General features: G+C 56.8%; 18 protein-coding genes. 11 read left to right on the forward strand and 7 right to left on the reverse strand.

Annotated elements, in window-relative coordinates; translation table 11 throughout:
* Window positions 1-60: 60 nt before the first annotated feature.
* On the forward strand, window positions 61-1,092 hold the full coding sequence (locus S7A_RS17930; RefSeq protein ID WP_009092730.1) for an AI-2E family transporter: 1,032 nt from the start codon (window positions 61-63) through the stop codon (window positions 1,090-1,092).
* Here the strand turns inward: S7A_RS17930 and S7A_RS17935 are convergent.
* Together S7A_RS17935 and S7A_RS21425 are read right to left on the reverse strand one after the other, a co-directional pair.
* Entirely contained in the window at window positions 1,081-3,801 is a 2,721-nt protein-coding gene (locus S7A_RS17935; protein ID WP_009092731.1) for a cation-transporting P-type ATPase, read from the reverse strand. The genes S7A_RS17930 and S7A_RS17935 overlap by 12 nt on opposite strands.
* A gap of 227 nt (window positions 3,802-4,028) precedes the next feature.
* Window positions 4,029-4,442 carry a hypothetical protein gene (locus tag S7A_RS21425; protein ID WP_237712330.1) on the reverse strand — a complete coding sequence of 138 codons (414 nt, stop codon included), beginning with the start codon at window positions 4,440-4,442 and terminating at the stop codon, window positions 4,029-4,031.
* Between S7A_RS21425 and S7A_RS17940 the strand changes: the two genes are divergently transcribed.
* From S7A_RS17940 to S7A_RS17950, 3 genes are read left to right on the forward strand one after another with little or no spacing between them, the layout of a single operon-like run.
* Window positions 4,363-5,406 (forward strand): efflux RND transporter periplasmic adaptor subunit, encoded by a 1,044-nt coding sequence (locus S7A_RS17940; protein ID WP_237712324.1) that lies wholly within the window; start codon window positions 4,363-4,365, stop codon window positions 5,404-5,406. The genes S7A_RS21425 and S7A_RS17940 overlap by 80 nt on opposite strands.
* Window positions 5,406-8,474, forward strand: a complete 3,069-nt coding sequence (locus tag S7A_RS17945) for an efflux RND transporter permease subunit (protein ID WP_009092734.1) — start codon at window positions 5,406-5,408, stop codon at window positions 8,472-8,474. The genes S7A_RS17940 and S7A_RS17945 overlap by 1 nt, the downstream gene beginning before the upstream one ends.
* Window positions 8,467-9,432, forward strand: coding sequence for an acyltransferase family protein (locus S7A_RS17950; RefSeq protein WP_009092735.1), 966 nt, complete (start codon window positions 8,467-8,469; stop codon window positions 9,430-9,432). Before S7A_RS17945 ends, S7A_RS17950 begins: the two co-directional genes overlap by 8 nt.
* Here S7A_RS17950 and S7A_RS17955 read toward each other — a convergent pair.
* The 3 genes from S7A_RS17955 to S7A_RS17965 form a co-directional block, all read right to left on the reverse strand.
* Window positions 9,382-10,110 carry a DJ-1/PfpI family protein gene (locus tag S7A_RS17955; protein WP_009092736.1) on the reverse strand — a complete coding sequence of 243 codons (729 nt, stop codon included), beginning with the start codon at window positions 10,108-10,110 and terminating at the stop codon, window positions 9,382-9,384. The two genes, S7A_RS17950 and S7A_RS17955, sit on opposite strands and share 51 nt — an antisense overlap.
* 98 nt (window positions 10,111-10,208) lie before the next feature.
* The gene (locus tag S7A_RS17960) at window positions 10,209-10,532 is read right to left on the reverse strand and encodes an AzlD domain-containing protein (RefSeq protein ID WP_009092737.1); all 324 of its coding nucleotides are present in this window, start codon (window positions 10,530-10,532) and stop codon (window positions 10,209-10,211) included.
* Window positions 10,529-11,197 (reverse strand): AzlC family ABC transporter permease, encoded by a 669-nt coding sequence (locus S7A_RS17965; protein WP_009092738.1) that lies wholly within the window; start codon window positions 11,195-11,197, stop codon window positions 10,529-10,531. The genes S7A_RS17960 and S7A_RS17965 overlap by 4 nt, the downstream gene beginning before the upstream one ends.
* Window positions 11,198-11,308: 111 nt before the next feature.
* On the opposite strand from S7A_RS17965, the gene S7A_RS17970 reads away from it, so the two are divergent.
* On the forward strand, window positions 11,309-11,857 hold the full coding sequence (locus S7A_RS17970; protein WP_009092739.1) for a helix-turn-helix domain-containing protein: 549 nt from the start codon (window positions 11,309-11,311) through the stop codon (window positions 11,855-11,857).
* Here the strand turns inward: S7A_RS17970 and S7A_RS17975 are convergent, their stop codons facing one another.
* Entirely contained in the window at window positions 11,858-12,196 is a 339-nt protein-coding gene (locus tag S7A_RS17975) for a hypothetical protein (protein WP_009092740.1), read from the reverse strand.
* Between the two features lie 90 nt (window positions 12,197-12,286).
* Between S7A_RS17975 and zigA the strand changes: the two genes are divergently transcribed.
* Complete coding sequence (gene zigA / locus S7A_RS17980) at window positions 12,287-13,516, forward strand: zinc metallochaperone GTPase ZigA (RefSeq protein WP_009092741.1); 1,230 nt, start codon at window positions 12,287-12,289, stop codon at window positions 13,514-13,516.
* 93 nt (window positions 13,517-13,609) lie between these two features.
* A complete protein-coding gene (locus tag S7A_RS17985) occupies window positions 13,610-14,788 on the forward strand; it encodes an FAD-binding oxidoreductase (RefSeq protein WP_009092742.1) in 1,179 nt (392 codons plus the stop codon).
* A 3-nt stretch (window positions 14,789-14,791) separates the two neighbouring features.
* On the opposite strand, the gene S7A_RS17990 is transcribed toward S7A_RS17985, so the two are convergent.
* Window positions 14,792-16,162 (reverse strand): aldehyde dehydrogenase family protein, encoded by a 1,371-nt coding sequence (locus tag S7A_RS17990; protein WP_009092743.1) that lies wholly within the window; start codon window positions 16,160-16,162, stop codon window positions 14,792-14,794.
* A 457-nt stretch (window positions 16,163-16,619) separates the two neighbouring features.
* On the opposite strand from S7A_RS17990, the gene S7A_RS17995 reads away from it, so the two are divergent.
* The 4 genes from S7A_RS17995 (at window position 16,620) to S7A_RS18010 (ending at window position 21,247) form a co-directional block, all read left to right on the forward strand.
* Window positions 16,620-17,549 (forward strand): RepB family plasmid replication initiator protein, encoded by a 930-nt coding sequence (locus S7A_RS17995; RefSeq protein ID WP_009092744.1) that lies wholly within the window; start codon window positions 16,620-16,622, stop codon window positions 17,547-17,549.
* Between the two features lie 972 nt (window positions 17,550-18,521).
* A complete protein-coding gene (locus S7A_RS21340; protein WP_141629839.1) occupies window positions 18,522-18,911 on the forward strand; it encodes a hypothetical protein in 390 nt (129 codons plus the stop codon).
* A 157-nt stretch (window positions 18,912-19,068) separates the two neighbouring features.
* Window positions 19,069-20,268 carry an AAA family ATPase gene (locus tag S7A_RS18005; protein ID WP_009092746.1) on the forward strand — a complete coding sequence of 400 codons (1,200 nt, stop codon included), beginning with the start codon at window positions 19,069-19,071 and terminating at the stop codon, window positions 20,266-20,268.
* 7 nt (window positions 20,269-20,275) lie between these two features.
* Entirely contained in the window at window positions 20,276-21,247 is a 972-nt protein-coding gene (locus tag S7A_RS18010) for a ParB family protein (RefSeq protein WP_009092747.1), read from the forward strand.
* Window positions 21,248-21,999 lie beyond the last annotated feature (752 nt).

The raw sequence follows: 21,999 nt of genomic DNA on the forward strand, positions 1-21,999 counted from the left end.
AAGCAGTCAGGCTGGCGCCTCATCTATACTGCTGCTTCTGTTAGCTGAAGGAGCCCCATCATGGGACTACGCTGGTTCACTCCCGGGTCACCGCTGGCACGCGTGCTGTTTATGCTCGCCTGTCTGACCCTTATTCTGACAGGCCTCTATCTGGCCGCTCCGCTCATCAACCAGGTTCTGCTGGCGATGCTGCTGGCTATCATGCTTGACCCGTTGATTACCCGGCTGGATAAAAAGCGCATCCCCCGCATCGTCTCGTCACTGCTGGTGATCAGCCTGATGCTGTTTATCATGGTCATCACTACCCTGAAACTCTCGGTGCTGACACCGGATTTGATGCAGCTCAGTCGTCAGGCGCCGGTGCTGCTGGCCGCCCGACTGGATCAGCTGACGCTGGCCTTTGCCCGGCTGGATATTGCGGTCACCCCCGACAGATTACTGGCCTTTGTGGATGCGGGAGCGATAGTACGTATCGTCACCGCCTTTCTGACGCAGATCCCGGGGGTGATCTCCTGGTGGATTATGGTGTTCCTGATGCTGCTGTTTATGCTCTATGAGATGCCGCTGCTGAAAAAGGCGCTGCAACGGCGTATGCAGGGAGAACAGCGGGCCTTTTATCTGGCGTTACATGAGGGGATTCAGAGCGTCATTGTTTATGCCCGGGTGAAAACCCTGACCAGCATTCTGGGTGGGGTGATCGTGGGCGCCGGCGCACATCTGATCGGGCTGAAGTTTGCCTTTTTCTGGGGCGTGCTGATGTTCATTTTTAACTACGTGCCGGTGCTGGGTTCGTTTCTGGCGGCCATTCCGCCCGTGATCCAGAGCTATCTCCTGTTCGATCTGCAGGTCGCGCTGGCGGTAGCCCTCTTCTTTGTGGTGCTGAATCTCTGTCTGAGTTCGGTGATTGAACCGCTGCTGATTGGCAAGCGACTGAACCTGGCGCTGACCACGCAGCTGCTGGCCTTTCTGTTCTGGCAGTCGCTGCTGGGGATTACCGGCGGGATACTGGCCATTCCGTTGACCTTTCTGATCAAAAAAGTCCTGCTGGCGAGTTATCCCCGGCAGGACCCGATTTCTGAGTTAACGCAGTGATGGCGTTTTCACCCGCCAGCCGCGGGTGAGACGTTTCTCAATCTCTACCACGGCAAAGATGGCGATGCCGACCAGCAGCGAAATCAGCCAGTAGTTGATCGGTAGCGGGCGGGTACCAAACAGCGTGTTCATCAGGGGCACATAAATGATGATCGCCTGCAGGATAATCAGCACCAGCGTGACGAGCCAGAGGCCCCGGTTTTTCAGCAGACCGCGATCCAGCGAGAAGCCATCGGTGTTACGGCAGTTCAGCATATAGACCCACTGCGCCGTCACCAGCATCTGCAGCAGCACGGTGCGGATAAACTCCGGGGTATAGCCGCGCGGCTGCAGCCAGGCTTCCAGCACAAAGGCACTGACCGCGATCAGCAGGCTGACAAAGACCACGCGCCAGATGGCGTAGACATCCATAACGTGGGCTTTGACATTGCGCGGCGGCCGGCGCATCACGTTAGCTTCGGCAGGTTCAAACGCCAGACCAAACGACAGCGTGGCCGAGGTCGCCATGTTCATCCACAGAATCTGAACCGGCGTTAACGGCAGCAGATTGCCCATCAGAATCGCGATGATAATCAGCAGCCCCTGTGCCATACAGGTTGGCATGACAAACAGAATGGTCTTTTTCAGGTTGTCATAAACCCGACGCCCTTCTTTGATCGCCGCCGCGATGGTCGCGAAGTTATCGTCAGCCAGAATCATATCGGCCGCCTCTTTGGTGACCTCCGTGCCTTTGATGCCCATCGCAATGCCCACGTTAGCCTGTTTCAGGGCGGGGGCATCGTTCACGCCGTCACCGGTCATCCCGACGATCTCCCCACTCGCCTCCAGCGCTTTTACCAAGCGCAGCTTATGTTCCGGGCTGGTGCGGGCAAAAATGTCATAGGTTTTCGCGGCCGTGGCCAGTTCAGCGTCGCTCATATGCTCCAGCTCATAGCCGGTGATGGCGGCCTGGCTGTTACCGATCCCCAGCATCTGACCAATCGCCATCGCCGTTTCCTGATGGTCGCCGGTGATCATTTTGACGCGAATGCCTGCTTTCTGGCACTCATCAATGGCTGCGATTGCTTCCGGACGCGGCGGGTCCATCATGCAGGCCAGCCCCAGCAGAACCATCTCACTTTTCAGATCGGCGTGATCCAGCGACGTCACGGGAGCGGCGGTTTTCTTCCAGGCGGCAGCGACGGTGCGCAGCCCTTCGCTGGCGTAGGTGGTGATGGCCGCATCCCAGTATGCGCGATCAATCGGTTCCGGGCCGTCCGGGGTCTGCTGCTGCTGGCACAGCGTCAGCAGGACATCTGGCGCACCGGTCAGCAGCACCCAGGATTCGCCATTAACCACACAGCTGACGGACATATATTTGTAGAGGGAATCAAACGGCAGTTTGCTGACCACTTCCATCGGCTGCGGGGTCGTCAGGCCTTTGGCCGCCAGCACCTTGAGCGCCCCTTCGGTCGGGCCACCGACGATGGTCCAGTGTCCCTGACTGTCCTGACGCAGCTGGCTCTCGTTACAGATATCGACCGCCTGCAGGAAGTGCTGGAACAGGGGGTCCTGCGCCGCATTCACACTGCCCTGCTCCGCCACGATCTCACCTTTGGGTTCGTAGCTGTTGCCGCTGACGCGCCAGCGGCTCTTCGCCAGCACCACCGCTTTCACGGTCATCTCATTCATGGTCAGCGTGCCGGTTTTATCGGAGCAGATCACGGACATGGCGCCCAGCGTTTCCACGGTCGGCAATTTCCGGATAATCGCATTGGATCGCGCCATCGACTGGACACCCAGCGACAGGATGATTGAGATAATGGCGGGCAGACCTTCCGGCACGGTAGCAACGGCGAGGCTGATCACGGAGAGCAGCAGTTCGCCCAGCGGGATATCCCGCAGCAGATAGCCAAAGATAAACAGCACCACCATCATCGCCAGGATGATGAGAAAAATCGCCTTACCAAGTTTATCGATCTGCACCAGCAGCGGGGTTTTCGCCTCTCTGATGCCGCTGATCATCGCGTTGATATGACCCAGTTCGGTGTCGCCGCCGCTGGCAATGACCACGCCTGATGCGGTACCGGAACTGACGGTGGTGCCGGAGAAGGCCAGATTCAGTCGGTCGCCCAGCGATTTTTCGCCGCTGAGCGTATCGCTGTTTTTTGAGACCACGGTCGATTCGCCGGTAAGAATCGCTTCTTCAACCCGCAGGTTATTCACTTCATACAGTCTCAGGTCGGCCGGAATTTTATCGCCGGGCCGCAGCATGACCACGTCCCCCACCACGATTTCGCGCGTCGACACCGTGACCTGTTTGCCATCCCGAATCAGCATCGCTTCGCTGGCGAGCATATTCTGGATGCTTTTCAGTGATTTCTCGGCATTGTTCTCCTGAACAAAGCCGATGAGGGCGTTAATCACGGCCACGCCAATAATGACAAAGGTATCCACCCAGTGCCCCATCATCGCGGTGATCACCGCCGCCGCCAGCAGGATATAGATCAGCACATCTTTAAAATGGGCGATGAATTTGAGCAGCGCAGACTGGTCAGCCTTTTGCGGCAGCGCGTTCGGTCCCTGCTTCCGCAGACGTTCCTGGGCTTCGGCAGTCGATAATCCGGCGGGCGAGCTTTTCAGATCAGAAAATATCTCTGTCACACTGCGCTGATACCAGGGACGCTCAGATAAAGCTGATGCTTTATCCTGCTTATCATTATTTAGCATATATAAACCTCGTGCCATTTAGCGATGAATTAAAGGCGCAATTAAAGGCACGCATTTTGCGGGAAGTCTTGCACGTCGGTTATGACCGATATCATATTTAGGTAAGAAACGTCCGATGGATAACATAAACGGGCAAAATTAAATCTGACTTATATTATGAGAATGACAAGATGCTTTTCGTTTAACTACGGTTTAAGTCATCTGAGGCAGTGTGCTTCGGCTTATATTCAGCCTTGAAAAAGGAAACGCTGATGAAAAAACAGAGCATTATCATGCTTTGCGGTTTCGTTATTTTCGCGGTCACCGCCACGACGCTGACAGGCCTCCTGACCTGGCTTGTGGTGAGGCAGCTGGCGGCATAAAACGGATTCACAAACCTGTTGCCGTTGCGGCAGACGCAGACGCAGACAACGAATATTAAATTTTATTTTATCCCGGTTGCGAAAAGCATCAGGGCGAATTACGCCTTCATGTTTATCGTGCCGCCGTAAAATATCTGCAGCTAAGGCGAAGACAATGATTAAACGCAAAGTTATCTCTGTTTTTCTCTGCTGTTTTTTTATGACAGCGTGCGATGAAAAAAAAGAACCGGAAGCGCCGCCGCCCCGCGTCGTTAAAGTTTTTACGCTTGAATCGGACATGGCGCAAAATATCCGGGTCTTTCCTGCGCGTATTCAGGCCGGAGATAATACCGATCTCGCCTTTAAACGGCCTGGCCAGTTAATTCAGCTCGATATCCGGGATGGCATCGCGGTGAAAGCGGGACAGATTATTGCCACCCTGAATGATGCCGATGCGAAGCTGCGGGTGCGGGACCGGCAGACGGCGCTGCAACTGGCAGAGCGGCAGTTTCAGCGTTTCCGCACGCTGGAGCAGCGCAGCGCCGTGTCGAAGTCAGAGATGGACGTGCAGCGAGCGAACCGAGACACCGCCGCGACGGCCCTGAAAATCGCGCAGGAAGAGCTGCAGTTTCTTACCCTGCGCGCGCCGTTCGACGGGGTGATAGCAAAAGTGGAGGCGCGAAATCATCAGGTGGTGGCCGCCGGGCAACCCATTGCGCTGCTGACGCGATCCGATCTGCTGGACGTTATCTTTACCGTGCCGGAAACCCTCTTCTCCGCGCTGGACGTTCAGAACCTTCACTATCAGCCCGAAGTGCAGTTTCACGCCCTGCCGGGCCGCATTTTTACCGCGCAGTACAAAGAGCACACCAGCCAGACCAACGCCGCGACGCTGACCTGGCAGGTGGTGCTGACCATGCCGCGTCCGGCCGATCTGCCGGGCGTCAGCGGCTTCAGCGGCTCGGTTCGCGTCAGGCTGCATAATCTGCCGACTGCCGCCGCCCAGCCGCGGCTGGTGGTGCCGGTGGCCGCCGTGTTCAATCCAGACCGCAGCCCGACGAATCAACCGCACGTCTGGCTGGTCGACGAAGCGGACGACAGCTTGCGCGTCACTGACAGGCCGGTCACCACGGGCCGCCTCACCGCTCAGGGCATTGAGATCCTGAGCGGGCTGAAGCCGGGCGACCGTATTGTCGCCGCCGGTGTGGGGGAGCTGCGCCAGGGTGAAGCGGTGCGCATCTGGCAACGTGAGCGGGGGTTATAATGGGGATTCAGGCGCATTTTCTTGATAAGCCCGTCCGCATCTGGCTGGTCATTCTGCTGCTGGGCGTGGGCGGTCTCTATGCTCTGCTGAACATTGGCCGTCTCGAAGATCCACTGTTTACCATTAAGTCGGCGGTGATTGTCACCCACTATCCCGGCGCATCCGCGCAGCAGGTGGAGGAGGAAGTGACGCTGCCGCTGGAAAATGCGCTGCAACGCCTGCCTTATCTGGACAACGTCACCTCCATTTCAGGCAACGGCCTGTCGCAGATTACCGTGAATATTCACCCCCGCTATCTGGCCGATCAGCTGCCGCAAATCTGGGATGAGCTGCGCCGCCGGGTCGGCGATGCGGCCCGGCAGTTTCCCCCTGGCGTGCAGGTACCGCTGGTTAACGACGACTTTGGCGACGTCTATGGCTACTTCTTCGTCATCCACGGCAAAGACTTTACCAACAGTGAACTGCGCAACTATGCCGATCAGCTGCGCCGCGATCTTGTGCTGGTGCCCGGTGTGGCGAAAGTGGCGGTGGCAGGCGTTGAGCAGGAGGAGATCCGCATCGCGCTCTCCACCAGCAAAATGACCGCTTACGGCATAACGCCGCAGCGCGTGGCGGACCTGCTGAGCCGCAACAATGGCGTTGCCAGTGCCGGTGCGCTGCGGGTTGAGAGCGAGTCGATCCGCTTTCATCCCACCGGCGAGCTGGTGACGCCTGACGATCTGGCTGATCTGCCCCTTCTGCCCGCCGGCAGTCCGCAGAATCTCCATCTGCGTGATATCGCGACCCTGACACGCGGCGTGACCGATAATCCGGCCAACCTCTACTTTGCTGACGGGCAAGCGGCGCTGGCGATTGGCGTTTCGTTTGCGCCAGGCGTCAATGTGATCGACGTCGGCAATGCCCTCACCGCGAAGCTGGAGCAGGATCAGCAGGACACCCCCGTGGGGATTAGCCTGAAGGTTTTCTATAACCAGGCGCACGAAGTCAGGCAGTCGGTCGATGGCTTTATCCTCAACTTTCTGATGGCGCTGGCCATCGTGGTAGGCACGCTGCTGCTGTTTATGGGCCTGCGCAGCGGCATGGTGATTGCCGCCTCGCTGGCACTTAACGTGCTCGGTACGCTTCTGATCATGTTTCTTTTTAACCTGGAGCTACAGCGGGTGTCGCTGGGTGCGCTGATTATTTCACTCAGCATGCTGGTGGATAACGCCATCGTGGTGGTGGAAGGGATAAAGATCGATCATCAGCGCGGCCGCCCTCTGCAACAGGCCATTGCCCGCATGGTGCGTCGCAGTGCCCTGCCGCTGCTGGGTGCCACGGTCATCGCGATTCTTGCCTTTGCGCCGATTGGACTGTCGCAGGATTCCACAGGTGAATATTGCAAATCGCTGTTTCAGGTGCTGCTGATCTCCCTGATGCTGAGCTGGATAACCGCCCTCACCCTGACGCCGGCTTTTATCCACTGGAGTGAACGGCGGCGGGGTGCGATTCAGCCTGAGCAGAACGCCGCCTCTGCGCCTTATCAGGGGGTGGTTTTCCGGCTCTATCGCAAAGCGCTGGGTGGTCTGCTGCGTTTTCGACTGACGACGCTGACGGTGATGGTGGCACTGTTAGCCCTGTCGCTGTATGGCTTTACCCTGGTGAAGCAGAACTTCTTTCCTTCCTCCGGCACGCCGATCTTTTTTACCGATCTCTGGCTGCCCTACGGCACCGATATCCACTATACCGCCGATACGGCAGCGGATATTGCGCGTTTTATCAATCAGCAACCGGACGTCGCGGCGACGGTAACGACCGTCGGCCAGGGCGCGCTGCGCTTTACGCTTACCTATGACGCCGCACGTCAGTACAGCAACTTCGCCCAGATTATGGTGCGGGTGAAGGATGGCAGGCAGATGGAGGCGCTGTCGCTGAAAACCGAGAGGTTTATCCAGCAAAACTATCCGCAGGTCAGGCCACGCATTAAGCGCATTCAGTTTGGCAGCGCCAGCGACAGCGCGATTGCACTGCGGGTTATCGGCCCCGATCCTGAAGTCCTGCGTCATATCGGCAGCCAGCTGGATGCGATTTTCCTGGCTGGTGGCTCAGCCTTCCCGGCGCGTAACGACTGGCAGGAGCGCAGCAAGGTGCTCCGCCCGCTCTATTCGGCGCTGCGCGGGCAGGAGCTGGGCATTGATAAGCGGGATATTGACCAGGCGCTGAGGATGAATTTCAGCGGTGACGCGGTAGGCCTTTTCCGTGACGGTTCGCGGTTGATGCCGGTGATGCTCTACCCCGCCGATGAGGAGCGGCAGAACGTCGATCATATTGAGAATATCCAGCTCTGGAGCAGCGCTCTCCAGCACTTTGTGCCGATGAGCAATGTGATCGCTGACTTCCGGCTGGCGTGGGAAAATCCGCTGATTATGCGTCGCGATCGGACGCGCGTGCTGACCGTGCAGACCGATCCCGATCCGGCTTCGGGGCTGACCGCCGCGCAGGTGGTGGCCCGGGTTCAGCCACAGATCGATCAGCTCAGACTGCCCGCAGGCTACCGGCTGGAATGGGGTGGCGAGCTGGAGAGCTCACGTGAAGCGCAGAGCGGCCTGCTCAGTTCGCTGCCGGTGGGCTTCCTGGCGATGTTCATCATTACCGTGCTGATGTTCAACTCGCTGCGCGACGCCGTGGCTATCTGGATTACGGTGCCGCTGGCTTTGATTGGCGTGACCTGTGGCTTTCTTCTCACCGGCATTCCGTTTGGCTTTATGGCGCTGATTGGCCTGCTGAGTCTGTCGGGTATGCTGATCCGCAACGGGATCGTGCTGATTGAAGAGATCCGGCTGTTCCGCCAGGAGAAACCTTTGCAGCAGGCGATTACTGATGCCGCGACGTCACGTCTGCGCCCTATCCTGCTGACCGCCTTCACTACGGTGCTGGGTCTGCTGCCGCTGCTGCGCGACGTTTTTTTCCAGAGTATGGCGGTGGTGATTATCTTCGGCCTGGGGTTCGCCACCGTGCTGACGCTGCTGGTGCTGCCGGTATTGTATCGCTGCTTCCACGGTCGGGAGCAGGAGGCGCAGGGTGAATAAGAGCGGGCTGGCGATGCTGAAGATGCTGGCCTGCATCGCGGCGGTGTCGTTTTTTACGCTTTATCAGAGTTACGATCGTTACTACTACGATGTCAGCCTGACGCTCAACGTGCTGAGCTTCGTCTCCACCATCGCCACGCCGCTCTATTTTCTGCTCAGCGGCTATATGGATGCGGGTGAGCAGCCTACCCCTGCGTGGCAGCTCGGCAGGATTCACCGCATTCTGCTGATCTTTCTCTTCTGGTTCAGCTTTTTCTGGCTTGCCGGGATGCATCACAAGGGGTATCTGATTCAGCCGTGGTTTGTGATCGCGCTGATCGTGATTTATGTGTCGCATCCCCTGATCGACCGGCTGGTCCGGCGGCCGGGCGTCATGGCATCACTTATTTTTCTGCTGCTGATTTTCGCGTTTACCTATGACCTGCTTGCCAGTCTCTCTCCTGAGAGGCGCTTTTTATCGCTGCCGCCGCAGTATCGCATCTGGACATGGGTGCTCTACTACCTGTCGGGCCGGCTGATGGCCGCACCGGCGGTCATGCCCTTTTTCACTTCACCGCGGGTGATAAAAACCAGCCTGCTGCTGCTACCTGCGGTCTACCTGTTTACCTGGCTCTACGAGCGGTACTACTTTATTGCGCGTTTCCTGGCGACCAGCAACGAGGTGCTGCTGACCGGTTCACAGGTTTATCTGCTGGTGGTGCTGATTGTCATCAGCGTCAACGCCATCCGGCTGCCGGCGCGCGCCCGGTGGGTGACGCCGCTGCTGACCACGCTGGGAAAGACCATGACGGGTGTTTACATCCTGCACTATCTGATTTTTGGACTGCTGGCCACAGCAATCCGCATCGAGACGCTGGGCGATAAGCTGCTGGTTATCGCCCTGACCCTGATATTCAGCATGACAGTGTCACTGCTGCTGCTGCGTATCCCCGGCGTGCGCAAACTGATCAGCCTGTAGCCGCGCTGCTGCCGCTTCGGTGGCCGCACGGCGCGTGGCGATAAACGCTGCCATCTTCGCCCGGGCTGCTTCGACTTCCTGAGGGGGAGCACTCTGCGGAGAACCGCTGTTGTAGGGCGGAGCGGGATCGTATTCCATCTGCAGCTGAATCGCTCTGGCTGTCGCGTCATCTGCAATCTCCGCCACCAGCGTCAGGGCAAAATCGATGCCGGAGGTCACGCCTGCTCCGGTGATGCGATTGCGGTCCCGGACCACCCGCTCACTCACCGGCTGCGCACCCAGCAGAGCCAGCTGATCGAGGGAACTCCAGTGTGAGGTGGCCCGGTAGCCCTGTAACAACCCGGCGGCCCCCAGCACCAGCGAACCGGTGCAGACCGAGGTGACCCACTGCGCCTCACCGGCTCGCTGCCGGAGGAAGTCCAGCGTTTCCGTGTCCGACATCAACGCAATCTGGCCCGGCCCACCGGGCACAAAAATCACATCCAGTGGCGGGCAGGCTTCAAAGGTGGTGGTTGGTACAATCGCCAGGCCACGATCGGATCGCACCGGCTGAGTATCCTTCCAGATCAGATGGCACGCCACGCCGGGCGTGCGCGCAAAGACTTCCCAGGGACCGGTCAAATCAAGCTGGGTGAGTTCGGGGAACAGTAGCAGACCTATCTGTAACGGACGAGGCATGGAACACTTCCTGTCAGGAGGTAAAGGATCATCATGCCGCGATCCCAGCCCCGAATACAACGTCCCGCCCCTTTTTCGGTCTGAGGAGGCCCGCGTCGTCAGGGCACACCGAGAAACCGCAGCAGCGCCGTCATCGCCGCCGCTCCGAGAATAATCATAATCAGCGGTGCCCGACGCCAGGCCAGCAGCAGGGCAAAGCCGACTCCGGCTACCCGGGCCACCCCGGCAAAATGGTGACCTTCAAACAGCGTTGTGGTCGCCGCCACCGCCAGCAGCAGAATGGTCGCAGCATCGGAGAGCATCTGCTGTGAGCGCTCACTGATAGGAAGACGGTTGCCCAGCCTGACACCGGCAAACCGCATCAGCCAGGTGCCGGCGGCCAGCAGGGCGATGCCTGCGATGAGGGTTCCCTGATGCATCATTTGCGCGCTCTCCATGTCAGCAGGCCCAGCAGCGAAAACAGCACCGGCATGCCTGCCGGTACCAGCGGCGTCGCCACCAGTGACAGCAGCGCGCCAACGGTGGCGGGGATCCGGGTGCGTCGCTGCCGCAGCGCCGGGAAGATCAGAGCGATAAGAATCGCCGGAAACACCGCATCCAGCCCGATGACCGAGATATCGGGGATGAACTGACCAATCATCGCCCCGGTCATCACGGTGATCGGCCAGATCAGCCCGATACCGATGCCGCACAGCCAGAATGCGCAGCGCCGCTGAGCCAGCTGCGGCTGAGAGATGCCAAAGACCACGCTTTCATCGTTCATGATGTGACAGCCAAACCAGCCCCGTGGTCCCTGACCCACCAGATCCTTGACCGCGATGCCAAACGGCAGATGACGCGCGTTCACCAGCAGGCCCGCCGCGGCGGCGGTAAAGGGACTGCCTCCGCCGGCTACGATGCCGATGAACAGAAATTCTGACGCCCCCGCCAGCACCAGCGTTGAGAGGGCCAGCGGCACCCAGAGCGGGAATCCGTCGGCAGACGCCAGCGAGCCATAGGATAAACCGACAATACCGTCAGCGACGCAGACAAGAAAGATCGCTTTGATCACCCCCTTGTCCAGAACCTGCATGTGCGGAAAAAGCATCACTCTCTCTCATAATGAACATATAATCCGATATAATGAACACGTTATAATCGATTTACAAGTCGAACGTTTCGTTCGATATAAAAAACAGTGCATCTGTCAGGAGTGCAAGTGAATACCCCTATCAGCATTATCGCCAATGCATTAGTGCGGGAACGTCAGCGGGCAGGTCTGTCGCTGGCCGAAGTGGCACGCCGTGCCGGGATTGCCAAATCGACCCTGTCACAGCTGGAGGCCGGTGTGGGCAATCCCGGCATTGAAACGTTGTGGTCACTCTGCGTGACGCTGAACATCCCCTTTTCGCGCCTGATGGAGCCGGACACCCGTCAGCTGCAGGTGATCCGCCGTGGAGAAGGCCTGTCGGTGACCGCTGAGCTGGCCGATTATCAGGCCATTTTACTGGCTTCCTGTCCTCCCGGTGCCCGGCGTGATATCTACCTGCTGGAGGTTCAGCCTGGCAGCGAGCGCGTTTCACATCCGCATAATCCCAATACGGTCGAGCATATTATTATCGCCCGCGGCCGGGCGCTGGTCGGGCCGGTCGATACGGCGGTCGAACTGAACGTCGGGGATTACATTACCTATCCGGGTGACGAACCTCATCTTTTCCGCGCACTGGAAGCGGATACGCTGGCGATGATGATTATTGAGAATCACTGATCACCCTCCGGTCAGGAGAGGCTGACTCTGTTCGGGCGTCAGGTGGGTAATCAGCTGCACCTGACACGCCAGCGTGATGGCCGGATAGTGCTCACGCATCCCCGCCAGCAGCACCGCATCCGGCCACTCTGCCTCCTTTCCCAGTGCGGCGGCGACATCGGATAACCGCAGGGTATCTATCCGCGTCACCCACACCACCACCGAGTCCGCCGCATTCTGCTGATTGACCAGCCTCAGCGGACCGGTGACGATCCCGCCCTCCTGCCAGCGCACCGTCGAGGTTTTTTCGCCACGCCTGACTTCAGGCATCAGACGCGGAACGAGCGTGAGTTGTTGCATGACGTCTCCTTTTTTTGCGTCCCGGTTGAAAACAGCGCCATAAATGTTATGTTATAACATATCAATTGGTCACTCATTACAGGTAATACTATGCCACTTTCCACCCTGACATCAGAAGATCCGCGTCTCCCCGTTGCGGTTCTCTCCGGCTTTCTCGGTGCCGGTAAAACCACCCTGCTTAACCATATTCTCAACAACCGGGAAGGACGCCGCATCGCGGTCATCGTCAATGATATGTCTGAAGTGAATATTGACGCGGCCCTGGTGCGTAACGGCGGTGCGCAGCTGTCGCGCACCGATGAAAAACTGGTTGAAATGAGTAACGGCTGCATCTGCTGCACGCTGCGTGAAGATCTGCTGGTAGAGGTAAAAAGGATGGCTCAGGCGGGACGTTTTGACCATCTGGTGATTGAATCCACCGGTATTTCGGAGCCGCTGCCCGTGGCGGAAACCTTTACGTTTGAGGATGAAGAGGGTGAAAGCCTCTCCGCCTATGCCCGGCTGGACAGTATGATCACCGTAGTGGATGGCTTTAACTTCCTGCGCGACTACCGTTCGGTGGACGATCTGCAGTCGCGCGGCGAGTCGCTGGGCGCGCAGGATGAGCGCGCGGTGGTGGATTTGCTGGTGGATCAGATCGAGTTCTGTGATCTGCTGGTGCTGAACAAAACGGATCTGCTCAGCCCGGCGGAGCTGCATCAGCTGCAGGGCATGCTGCGGGCCCTCAATCCCCATGCCCGCATCGTAAACAGCGAATTCGGGCAGGTTCCGCTGGCGACGCTGCTCAGCACCGGCCGGTTCGATTTCGACCGGGCCGCGCAGGCTCCCGGCTGGCTGCAGACGCTGCGCGGTGAGCATCAGCCGGAATCAGAAGAGTATGGAATTCGCAGTTTTGCCTGGCGCGCCCGTCGTCCGTTTCATCCGGCGCGCTTCTGGCAGGTGGTCAATCACCAGCTGGAGGGCGTGATCCGCTCTAAAGGGTATTTCTGGCTCGCCAGCCGGCCGGGTTATGCGGCGCTCTGGTCACAGGCGGGCGCGGTAGCGCGCCAGGGTTACGCCGGACGCTGGTGGGCCAGCGTGCCACGATCCGACTGGCCACAGGATGCGGACACCCTTAACTTCATCGCTGAACAGTGGCAGGAAGGCGTCGGGGATGCACGTCAGGAGCTGGTCTTTATCGGTATTGAGATGGACGAGGCACATATACGGGACGCGCTGGAACAGGCGCTGCTGACCCCTGAGGAGATGGCGATGGGACCGGAGCAGTGGGTCACCCTGCCCGATCCGGTGCCCGCCTGGTTTGATGAGGTGACGGCCTGACAGGAGAGTTGACGGCACTTCCGGGCTCCGTAATAGTGAACTGACCCGGCGGGCGACCCTCGCCCGCCGATCTTCATTCCGGGGAAGCCAACTATGCCACAACATATTGCCGTTATCGGTGCCGGCGTGCTGGGTTTAGCCGTTGCGCAGTCGCTCTCCCGCCGCGGCGCGCAGGTGACGGTCTTTGATAAAAACCTTCCCGGCTGCGGCACCAGCCAGATCAGCTATGCCTGGGTTAACGCCAACGGCAAAGATCCCGCCCGTTACCATGAGCTTAATGCCGCTGCGATTGACGAACACAAGCGCTGGCAGGCTGCACACCCGTCATCGCCACAGTGGCTGCTGGAAACCGGTACGCTGGAGTGGGCGAGCGATGAAGCCACTCAGCGTCAGCTGGAGCAGCGAGCCGCGAAACTCTCCGCCCTGCACTATCCCGTCGAAACCCGCGATCGTGCCGCGCTGCTGAGCGCACTGCCGGAGCTTCGACTCGATCCCCGCGTTCAGCAGGGATGGTTTTTTCCTTCGGAATGCCTGCTCTATCCGAGCCTGTTTATCGCCTCTCTGATAGCCGACCTGCGGGCCAGTGGTGGCCAGCTGGTCTGCAACAATGAGGTGACCACGCTGACCGAATCAGACCGCGATGTTCAGCTGACCCTGGCCAGCGGTGAAACCTGGCAGGGGGATCAGCTGGTGCTGGCCTCCGGCCGCTGGGCCCCGGAACTGATGAGCCAGTGCGGGCTGCAACTGGCGATGACCGATGCGAACCGGGCCGATCCAGTTGCCTGCAGTTTTCTGGCACAGACGCAGCCGTTACCCGTCTCGCTCAACTGCAATCTGATTACGCCGGAACTGAATGTGCGCCCGGATGGCGCGGGTCGTCTGATGCTGCAGGCACTGGATCTGGATCAGCACGCCGATCCGGCCCGTCCGGCTTCTCCTGATGGGCTGATTGGAAAAGAGATGCTGCGACGCCTGCAGCGGCTTTTCAGGCAGTGCGAGGGCGCGAGGATTGAGCGGATAGCAACGGGACAGCGGTCGCGCCCGTCCGATGGACTGCCTGCGCTGGGGTATATCAGTGATGCTTCACGTGTCTACCTGATGGTCAGCCATAGCGGGATGACGCTTGCCCCGTTGCTGGGCAGGCTGGTGGCAGAGGCGATGCTGAGCGGAACAGCTTCACCGATGCTGAGTGCTTTTGCTCCGCATCGGCTGCTGCGTCCGCTCAGTGCGGGTTCCAGACCCGCACCTGCCTATCTTCCGGCTGCACAGTAACGCTTAGCGGCGATTCTTCCACACGGTCTGGACGTTACAGAACTCATGTACGCCGAAATGTGACAGTTCACGGCCGTAGCCGCTTTTTTTCACGCCGCCGATGGTGACACGCGGATCGGACGCGCCGTTGCCATTCACAAACACGGCCCCTACCTCCAGCTGCAGCGCCAGCTGATCGGCGATCGCTTCGTTGCCGCTCCAGACGGTGGCGCTGAGGCCAAAGTCGCTGTCGTTGGCGATCTCCAGTGCATGTTGTGGATCGCGTGCGACCGCAATGGCGGCGACGGGGCCGAACAGCTCCTCTCTGAAAGCGGTCATGGCAGGCGTAACATCGGCAAGAATAGTCGGAGCATAATAATTCCCCTCCCCTGCTACCTTCTCGCCGCCAAGTACCAGACGGGCGCCTTCACGCAGTGTCGCCTTAACCTGACCATCCAGTTCATCGCGCAGATCGGCGCGTGCCATCGGGCCCAGGAACGTCTTTTCGTCCAGTGGATCGCCCATGGTCAGGGCCTGCACGGCTGCGGTGAAGCGTTTTTCAAAGGCTTCTGCGATTGGCGCTTCCACAATAAAGCGCTTGGCAGCCATACAGACCTGTCCGGTGTTCTGGAAACGTCCGATGACGGCTGATTTCACGGCTTCATCAAGATCGGCGTCTGCCAGTACGATGAAGGGATCGGATCCGCCCAGTTCCAGCACGGTCTTTTTCAGTGCTGCGCCCGCCTGTGCGGCAATGGCGGCACCTGCCCGCACGCTGCCGGTCACCGCAACAGCGGCAATCCGGTCATCCCTGATGGCGACGGAGACTCCATCATTGTCGACGTTAATCAGGTTAAAGCCACCGGCAGGCAGATCGGTTGCCTCAAAGAGTTCAGCCATCAGCGTGGCGCTTCCCATGACGTTTGGCGCGTGTTTCAGCAGGTAGGTGTTCCCGGCCAGCAGCATGCTTACTGCACCGCGCAGAACCTGCCACAGCGGGAAATTCCACGGCATCACCGCCAGGATGACGCCCAGAGGACGAAACCGCTGCCAGGCATCAGCAACCTGCGTTGGCTGATCGGCCAGCATGGCCGGGCCATGTTCAGCATACCAGTCGCATAAGTTCGCGCATTTCAGAACCTCTGCGCGCGCCTGAGCAATCGGTTTGCCCATCTCCAGGGTAATGGTGCGGGAGAGATCGTTTTCCCGCAGTCGGATCTGTTCGCCCAGCTGACGCAGGACACGAACGCGATCGTCCATGCTGCTGCGCTGCCACAGGGCAAAGGCAGAGGCGCTTTTTGTCAGTGCCTGTTCAAGTTCTGCAGGGCTCTGAAGAGGATAACGAGCCAGAATTTCGCCGGTTGCCGGATTGCGTGAGAGTACATGTTCAGTCATGGTGCCCTTTCCTTATTCTTTCAGTGATGAAAAGACGATACGCGCTGAAGTTGATGATGAAAAATGAATAATAGTGAGGAAGTTGTTTATTTTTCGAGAATGCAGGTGGCAGGATTGCTGCGAACCGGCTTCCGGCGCGAAATGTGCAGAGAGACGAGATGCAGCCTGAACACTTCTGAAGCATAAGCGAATGAGGAAGTTATCCACTTATACAGTGACCCGATCCTAAAAAATGATCCTTAATAGATCATATAGAGATCCTAAGAGATCCCCGATCGTCGCAGGCCGCACCCACCAAGGGCTGAAAGGGTGATCGCGTTCACTATAATCAGTAAAGTGTTCACTGTAATCAGTACTTTATTCACTGTACCAGGTAGCATGTTCACTGTAAACAGTGCTAATGTTCACTGTAGTCAGAAAACGATCCCTTTCATCCACAGAATGAAGATCCTACGCCATGGCAGATAAAGACAATGAAAACAAAGCGTTGCTAGAACCTTTTCTGTCAGTGACCAAAAACAGTGGTGAAGTTATTCAGCTTCATCCCAACAAGAATAATACCGTTCAGCCGGTCGCCTTAATGCGTCTGGGACTGTTCGTGCCGACCCTGAAATCGACGGCACGTGGTAAATCCGGTGCGATGGCCTCAACGGATGCGACTAAAGAGCTGAAGAACCTGACGCTGGTGAAAGCCGAAGGTTACGAAAAGATTACCATTACCGGCGCGCGGCTGGATATGGATAACGATTTCAAAACCTGGGCAGGCATCATTCAGTCGTTCTCCCGCTATCCCACCAAAGGCGATACCGTCACACTCCCCTTTATCGACTTTGTGAAGATGTGCGGCATTCCCTCGGCAAACTCTTCAGCCGCACTGCGTAAGCGCCTGGACGCGTCGTTACGCCGTATCGCGACCAACACCCTCTCCTTTGAAGGCAATGGCAAGGCGTATCACACTCACCTTGTTCAGTCTGCTTATTACGATCGTGAAAAAGATATCGTGCGTATTCAGGCTGACCCAAAGCTGTTCGAACTCTATAACTTTGATCATAAAGTCCTGCTTCAGCTGCGTGCGATATCCCGTCTGAAGCGCAAGGAGTCTGCTCAGGCGCTCTATACCTTCCTGGAGAGTCTGCCCACCAATCCTGCCCCTATCTCACTGGCCCGCCTGCGCATGCGCCTGAATCTGGGCTCCAAGACCACGACGCAGAACCACGTGGTACGACGTGCGATGGAGCAGCTGAAAGAGATTGGCTATCTGGACTACTCAGAGGTAAAGCGTGGTCGCTCAGTCTTTTTCATTATCCACAGTCGTACGCCAAAGCTGGATGGCATCAGCAATCTGGAGAGTATCGACTCCCTGGATGACATCGAGTTTGATGACTAACGGCTCGCGTTCACTGTAATCAGCAGACCGCGTGGCAGTGTCACTTTCCCGCTGCCTGTGGGAAGCGAGCCTCTCCAGACCATTCACTGTAATCAGTCACCACCACCCATTCACTGTATTCAGCAACGTTCACTGTAATCAGTAGCCTTTTACCTCTCAGAACGATAACAGCGATAATCCTTTTCCTGCAGATTCCACCGTTTCAGGGCTTTAAACAAAAGTGTGTACTCACATACATTTCTCGTCATCTTCTCTGCGCTGACGTTTACTGATTACAGTGAACGTTCCGGGCCGTCCTCTTATCCCCTGTTGCTGATTACAGTGAATGCAGGAGTCTCTCCCTGCTTTAGAGAAGCGCGATGATGATGCACCGGATCAAGGCGCTGTGATCCTCTGCCGCCAGAGTCAGAACAGCGGGGTTGCGTGACTGATTACAGTGAACAGTTACAGGCTAAGGCTGCCGTTATACAGGGTTGCGGAACGCTGAGTGACCTCTACTGATTACAGTGAATGTTTCTGACGCCTGCCTGAAGCTTGCATGCTGATCAGGAGACGATCGGAAGCGTTGTACTGACTACAGTGAATGTAGTACTGATTACAGTGAATGCCTGGCCGTTAACGAACAATTGCTGCTCCTGTTTGCTGATTACAGTGAACGTTAGCAGGGAATCAGAGATACCCTGCAGAGACGTTGTCAGTTACCGCGTCAGGCAGGGCCCTGATTAATCCTTACAGCAGCCAAACCGGATCTGACATTTCTGCTGATTACAGTGAATGTCAGCCTGGACTTTGTTCAATTACCGACTACAGTGAATAGTAGCCCAAAGTGGGCCGGCTGATTACAGTGAACGTTACCAGCCACACGCAGTTAGCTATCCGCCGGTGAAGTGACAGTTTCACCTTTTATCTGCTGTTCCGCGCCATGTTTGCCCTCCGCGAAGAAGGTCAGCAGACTATTGCTGATTACAGTGAATGTTTACCCTTCCCTCTCTGCCTGAAATGGCCTATAACATCCCCCTGCTGATTACAGTGAACATCAGACAGGCTATCGTCAGCAAACTGAACGCTACTGATTACAGTGAACGTTTTGCTTTGTGCTGGCTGAGCCACGAAAGCGACTTCTTCCCGCTGAATGCAGATATCTGCAGGATGCACAATTCTGATCTGGCGCGCCATCCTGCCGATCGTTACCGGCATTGTGATTATGCTGCTGCTGATTACAGTGAATTTTTTCCGCTTATCTTCCTGTGCCTGCTGCTTTTCCCTCTTATCTGTCATTGCAATGATGCACTGCTTACCCTTAAGCGGCTCACTCATTACAGTGAACGTTGTGCTGATTACAGTGAATGTTTCCGGTTCTGAGCGCGCGATATCGTTCCGCTCTGCAGCAATAGTGTGATGAAGCTCACTATAACCCGTGCTGTTACATAAAAACGCAGATTGTGTTGAGAAGATAATTTATTGCCTCATGTGCAGGATTTCTGTATAAAGTCGTAAATCCTACATATCTGGAGCAACTATGGCTAACGACGACAAGCAGGTGATGAAAGTTGCACAGCGTTCAGAACGCATGCTGCTCAGCCTCACAGAGCAGATTCAGGCGCAGAAGCAGGAACTGCATGAAAATACCTATTATCAGGTCTACGCCAAGGCGGCGTTAGCCAAGTTGCCTAAACTGACCCGAGCCAGCGTCGATTATGCCGTCAATGAGATGGAAGAGAGTGGCTATCAGTTTGATAAACGCGCCGCAGGGACGTCTGTTAAGTACGCCATGTCGATCCAGAATATTATCGATATTTATCATCATCGTGGCGTGCCAAAGTATCGCGACCGTCATGGTGAAGCCTACACCCTCTTTGTTGGCAATCTGAAGGGCGGCGTTTCCAAAACCGTTTCTACCGTCTCCCTGGCGCACGCGCTGCGCGCCCACCCCCATCTGCTGTTTGAAGACTTGCGTATCCTGGTTATTGATCTCGATCCGCAGTCCTCAGCCACGATGTTTCTGAACCACGAGCGCTCAGTGGGGCTGGTGGAGGCGACTGCTGCACAGGCGATGCTGCAGAATGTCTCGCGGGATGAGTTGGTTAACGAATTTATCGTTCCTTCAATCATTCCCGGTGTTGATGTGCTGCCAGCCTCGATTGACGATGCCTTTATCGCTTCGCGCTGGGATGAGCTTTGCGCTGAGCATCTGCCACAGCAGAACGTTCATGCCGTGCTGTATGACAACGTTATCGCTAAGCTGAAAAAAGATTATGACTTCATCTTTGTCGACAGCGGGCCGCATCTGGATGCGTTTCTCAAGAACGCCATCGCGGCTTCTGATCTGCTGATGACGCCGGTTCCTCCGGCCCAGGTTGACTTTCACTCAACGCTTAAGTATCTGACTCGCCTGCCAGAACTGATCGCGATCATTGAAGATTCCGGCGCAACCTGCCGCTTACAGGGCAACATCGGCTTTATGTCCAAGCTCTCAAATAAAGCAGACCATAAACTCTGCCACAGCCTGGCAAAAGAGATTTTTGGTGGCGATATGCTTGATGCAGCCCTTCCCCGCCTGGATGGTTTTGAACGTTGTGGTGAATCCTTTGATACGGTCATTTCCGCGAACCCGTCGACCTACGTTGGCAGCAGCGAAGCCCTGAAAAATGCGCGCTCCGCCGCAGAGGATTTTGCAAAAGCCGTTTTCGACCGTATCGAATTTATTCGCCTGAACTGAGGTTTGTATGAGCGCAAAAAGAATCACGATTGGCAGAACCTTCAGCCAGACGCCACTGGAAAATGATGCACCTGACAACCAGCACAGCCAGACTTTCGTGCTGGCTACCGGCAAGCGTGCGCAGTTTCGTTTTGAACGCATTGCCGCAGGCGATGTTGAAAGCAAAACCTTTGTCACGATGGAAACCAACGGACGCGATCAGGCAGGACTGACACCTGATTCCCTGCGTGACATTATCCGCACCATCAAACTGCAGCAGTTTTTCCCTGCAATTGGTGTGATGCGTGACGGCCGCATTGAGATCCTTGACGGCTCACGTCGCCGTGCCGCTGCGCTTTACTGCAAGACCGGCTTAGATGTCCTGATAACCGAATCGCCTGTTACCGCCGATGAGGCGCGCAGACTGGCGCAGGATATTCAGACGGCCCGGGAGCATAACCTGCGTGAAGTGGGAATGCGGCTGCTGACGCTGAAGGATGGCGGATTATCACAAAAAGAGATTGCCGAAAATCAGGGGCTGTCTCAGGCAAAAGTCACGCGTGCGCTTCAGGCTGCCAGCGTGCCTGCCGATCTGATTTCGCTATTCCCTAATCAGGCTGAACTCACCTATCCGGACTATAAGGCGTTATTACAGGCAGCGGAGAAGCTGAACGAGTCAGGACAAAGCACAGAGGCGCTGATTGAAGCCATCTCGATGGAAATTGATGTGGTATGCGCCCGCGAAGGTCTGGCGGAGGATGAGATTAAAAATCACATTCTGCGACTGATTCGTCAGGGGAGCCAGACGCTGATCAAGGAACCGGAGAAAGATAAAACGCACTCAGTGGCGCTCTGGTCATTTGCAGACAAAGATCGCTTTGCCCGCAAAAAGGTGCGTGGCCGGATGTTCAGCTATGAGTTTAACCGGCAGTCGAAAGAGCTGCAGGAAGAACTGGATAAAGTCATCGCCGAGACGCTAAAAAAATATCTCAATCGCTGAGTTCATGCTTTTCTCATCAGCCAGCCTTCAGGGCTGGCTTTTTTATTACGGTTATCCCTGCATACGCCGTCTGACAGACGACTTAAAGCCGAATTTCAGGCTGAAATCGCCAAGATTTCAGCGTGTGGATAATGATTAACCTGTTGAATAGCATGTATTTATTCATGAATTATCTGCTTTCAACCGTCATGAAATCGCCACGTCATCAGCCCTTTTAACGCACGCTTCGTCGCCGCCCGGTTTACGCTGAGGGCATAACCTCGCCTTTCTCTGCTTTACCTTTTCATTGCTCCGGTTCGGACCGCCTGGTCAGCGTAACGGCATACTGCTGCCGCTAAGGTGCTTCATTAGTGACCAGCCCGGCCTGACTGATTTTAAGTCGTCGTGCCTTAGCTCAGAATTATTCAGCGCCGCCCGGCGGACTTTCAGTTAAAGTGCGCTTGTCTGCGTGGAGATTCTGACTTTAACCCGTTGTATTTAATCTTAATGTACTGAGAATTTCAGCCTGAAATCGCCATTTTCGCCACTACCCCGTCACCAGCGTGGTGTTTACAAATGAACAGAAAGGAGAAGAAACGAAGCCTGTCTGCTTCATAGCCGGGTGAAGCTCAGCCAGTATGAAAAGATACTCAGAAAATATCCCTCAGTTATCCACAGAAAAAGTGGATAACTTTTCTCTCCGGCAATAAGCCTGCTACTGTTTACAGTGAATCGGGAAGTCAACGGTTCCGGGTACTGCACCGACAGACTTT

This window comes from Pantoea sp. Sc1 (assembly GCF_000255315.1).
In the GTDB taxonomy this organism is placed as follows: Bacteria; Pseudomonadota; Gammaproteobacteria; order Enterobacterales; family Enterobacteriaceae; genus Pantoea; species Pantoea anthophila.

Bases quoted from the DNA above. Each gene is read 5' to 3' on its own strand.
- S7A_RS17940 (WP_237712324.1), top strand. From the start codon at position 4,363: ATGACAGCGTGCGATGAAAAAAAAGAACCGGAAGCGCCGCCGCCCCGC.
- zigA (WP_009092741.1), top strand. From the start codon at position 12,287: ATGCCACTTTCCACCCTGACATCAGAAGATCCGCGTCTCCCCGTTGCG.
- S7A_RS17960 (WP_009092737.1), bottom strand. From the start codon at position 10,532: ATGATGCATCAGGGAACCCTCATCGCAGGCATCGCCCTGCTGGCCGCC.
- S7A_RS21425 (WP_237712330.1), bottom strand. From the start codon at position 4,442: ATGTCCGATTCAAGCGTAAAAACTTTAACGACGCGGGGCGGCGGCGCT.
- S7A_RS17935 (WP_009092731.1), bottom strand. From the start codon at position 3,801: ATGCTAAATAATGATAAGCAGGATAAAGCATCAGCTTTATCTGAGCGT.
- S7A_RS17990 (WP_009092743.1), bottom strand. From the start codon at position 16,162: ATGACTGAACATGTACTCTCACGCAATCCGGCAACCGGCGAAATTCTG.
- S7A_RS17930 (WP_009092730.1), top strand. From the start codon at position 61: ATGGGACTACGCTGGTTCACTCCCGGGTCACCGCTGGCACGCGTGCTG.
- S7A_RS18005 (WP_009092746.1), top strand. From the start codon at position 19,069: ATGGCTAACGACGACAAGCAGGTGATGAAAGTTGCACAGCGTTCAGAA.
- S7A_RS17945 (WP_009092734.1), top strand. From the start codon at position 5,406: ATGGGGATTCAGGCGCATTTTCTTGATAAGCCCGTCCGCATCTGGCTG.
- S7A_RS17955 (WP_009092736.1), bottom strand. From the start codon at position 10,110: ATGCCTCGTCCGTTACAGATAGGTCTGCTACTGTTCCCCGAACTCACC.
- S7A_RS18010 (WP_009092747.1), top strand. From the start codon at position 20,276: ATGAGCGCAAAAAGAATCACGATTGGCAGAACCTTCAGCCAGACGCCA.
- S7A_RS17965 (WP_009092738.1), bottom strand. From the start codon at position 11,197: ATGCTTTTTCCGCACATGCAGGTTCTGGACAAGGGGGTGATCAAAGCG.
- S7A_RS17975 (WP_009092740.1), bottom strand. From the start codon at position 12,196: ATGCAACAACTCACGCTCGTTCCGCGTCTGATGCCTGAAGTCAGGCGT.
- S7A_RS17995 (WP_009092744.1), top strand. From the start codon at position 16,620: ATGGCAGATAAAGACAATGAAAACAAAGCGTTGCTAGAACCTTTTCTG.
- S7A_RS17985 (WP_009092742.1), top strand. From the start codon at position 13,610: ATGCCACAACATATTGCCGTTATCGGTGCCGGCGTGCTGGGTTTAGCC.
- S7A_RS21340 (WP_141629839.1), top strand. From the start codon at position 18,522: ATGTTTACCCTTCCCTCTCTGCCTGAAATGGCCTATAACATCCCCCTG.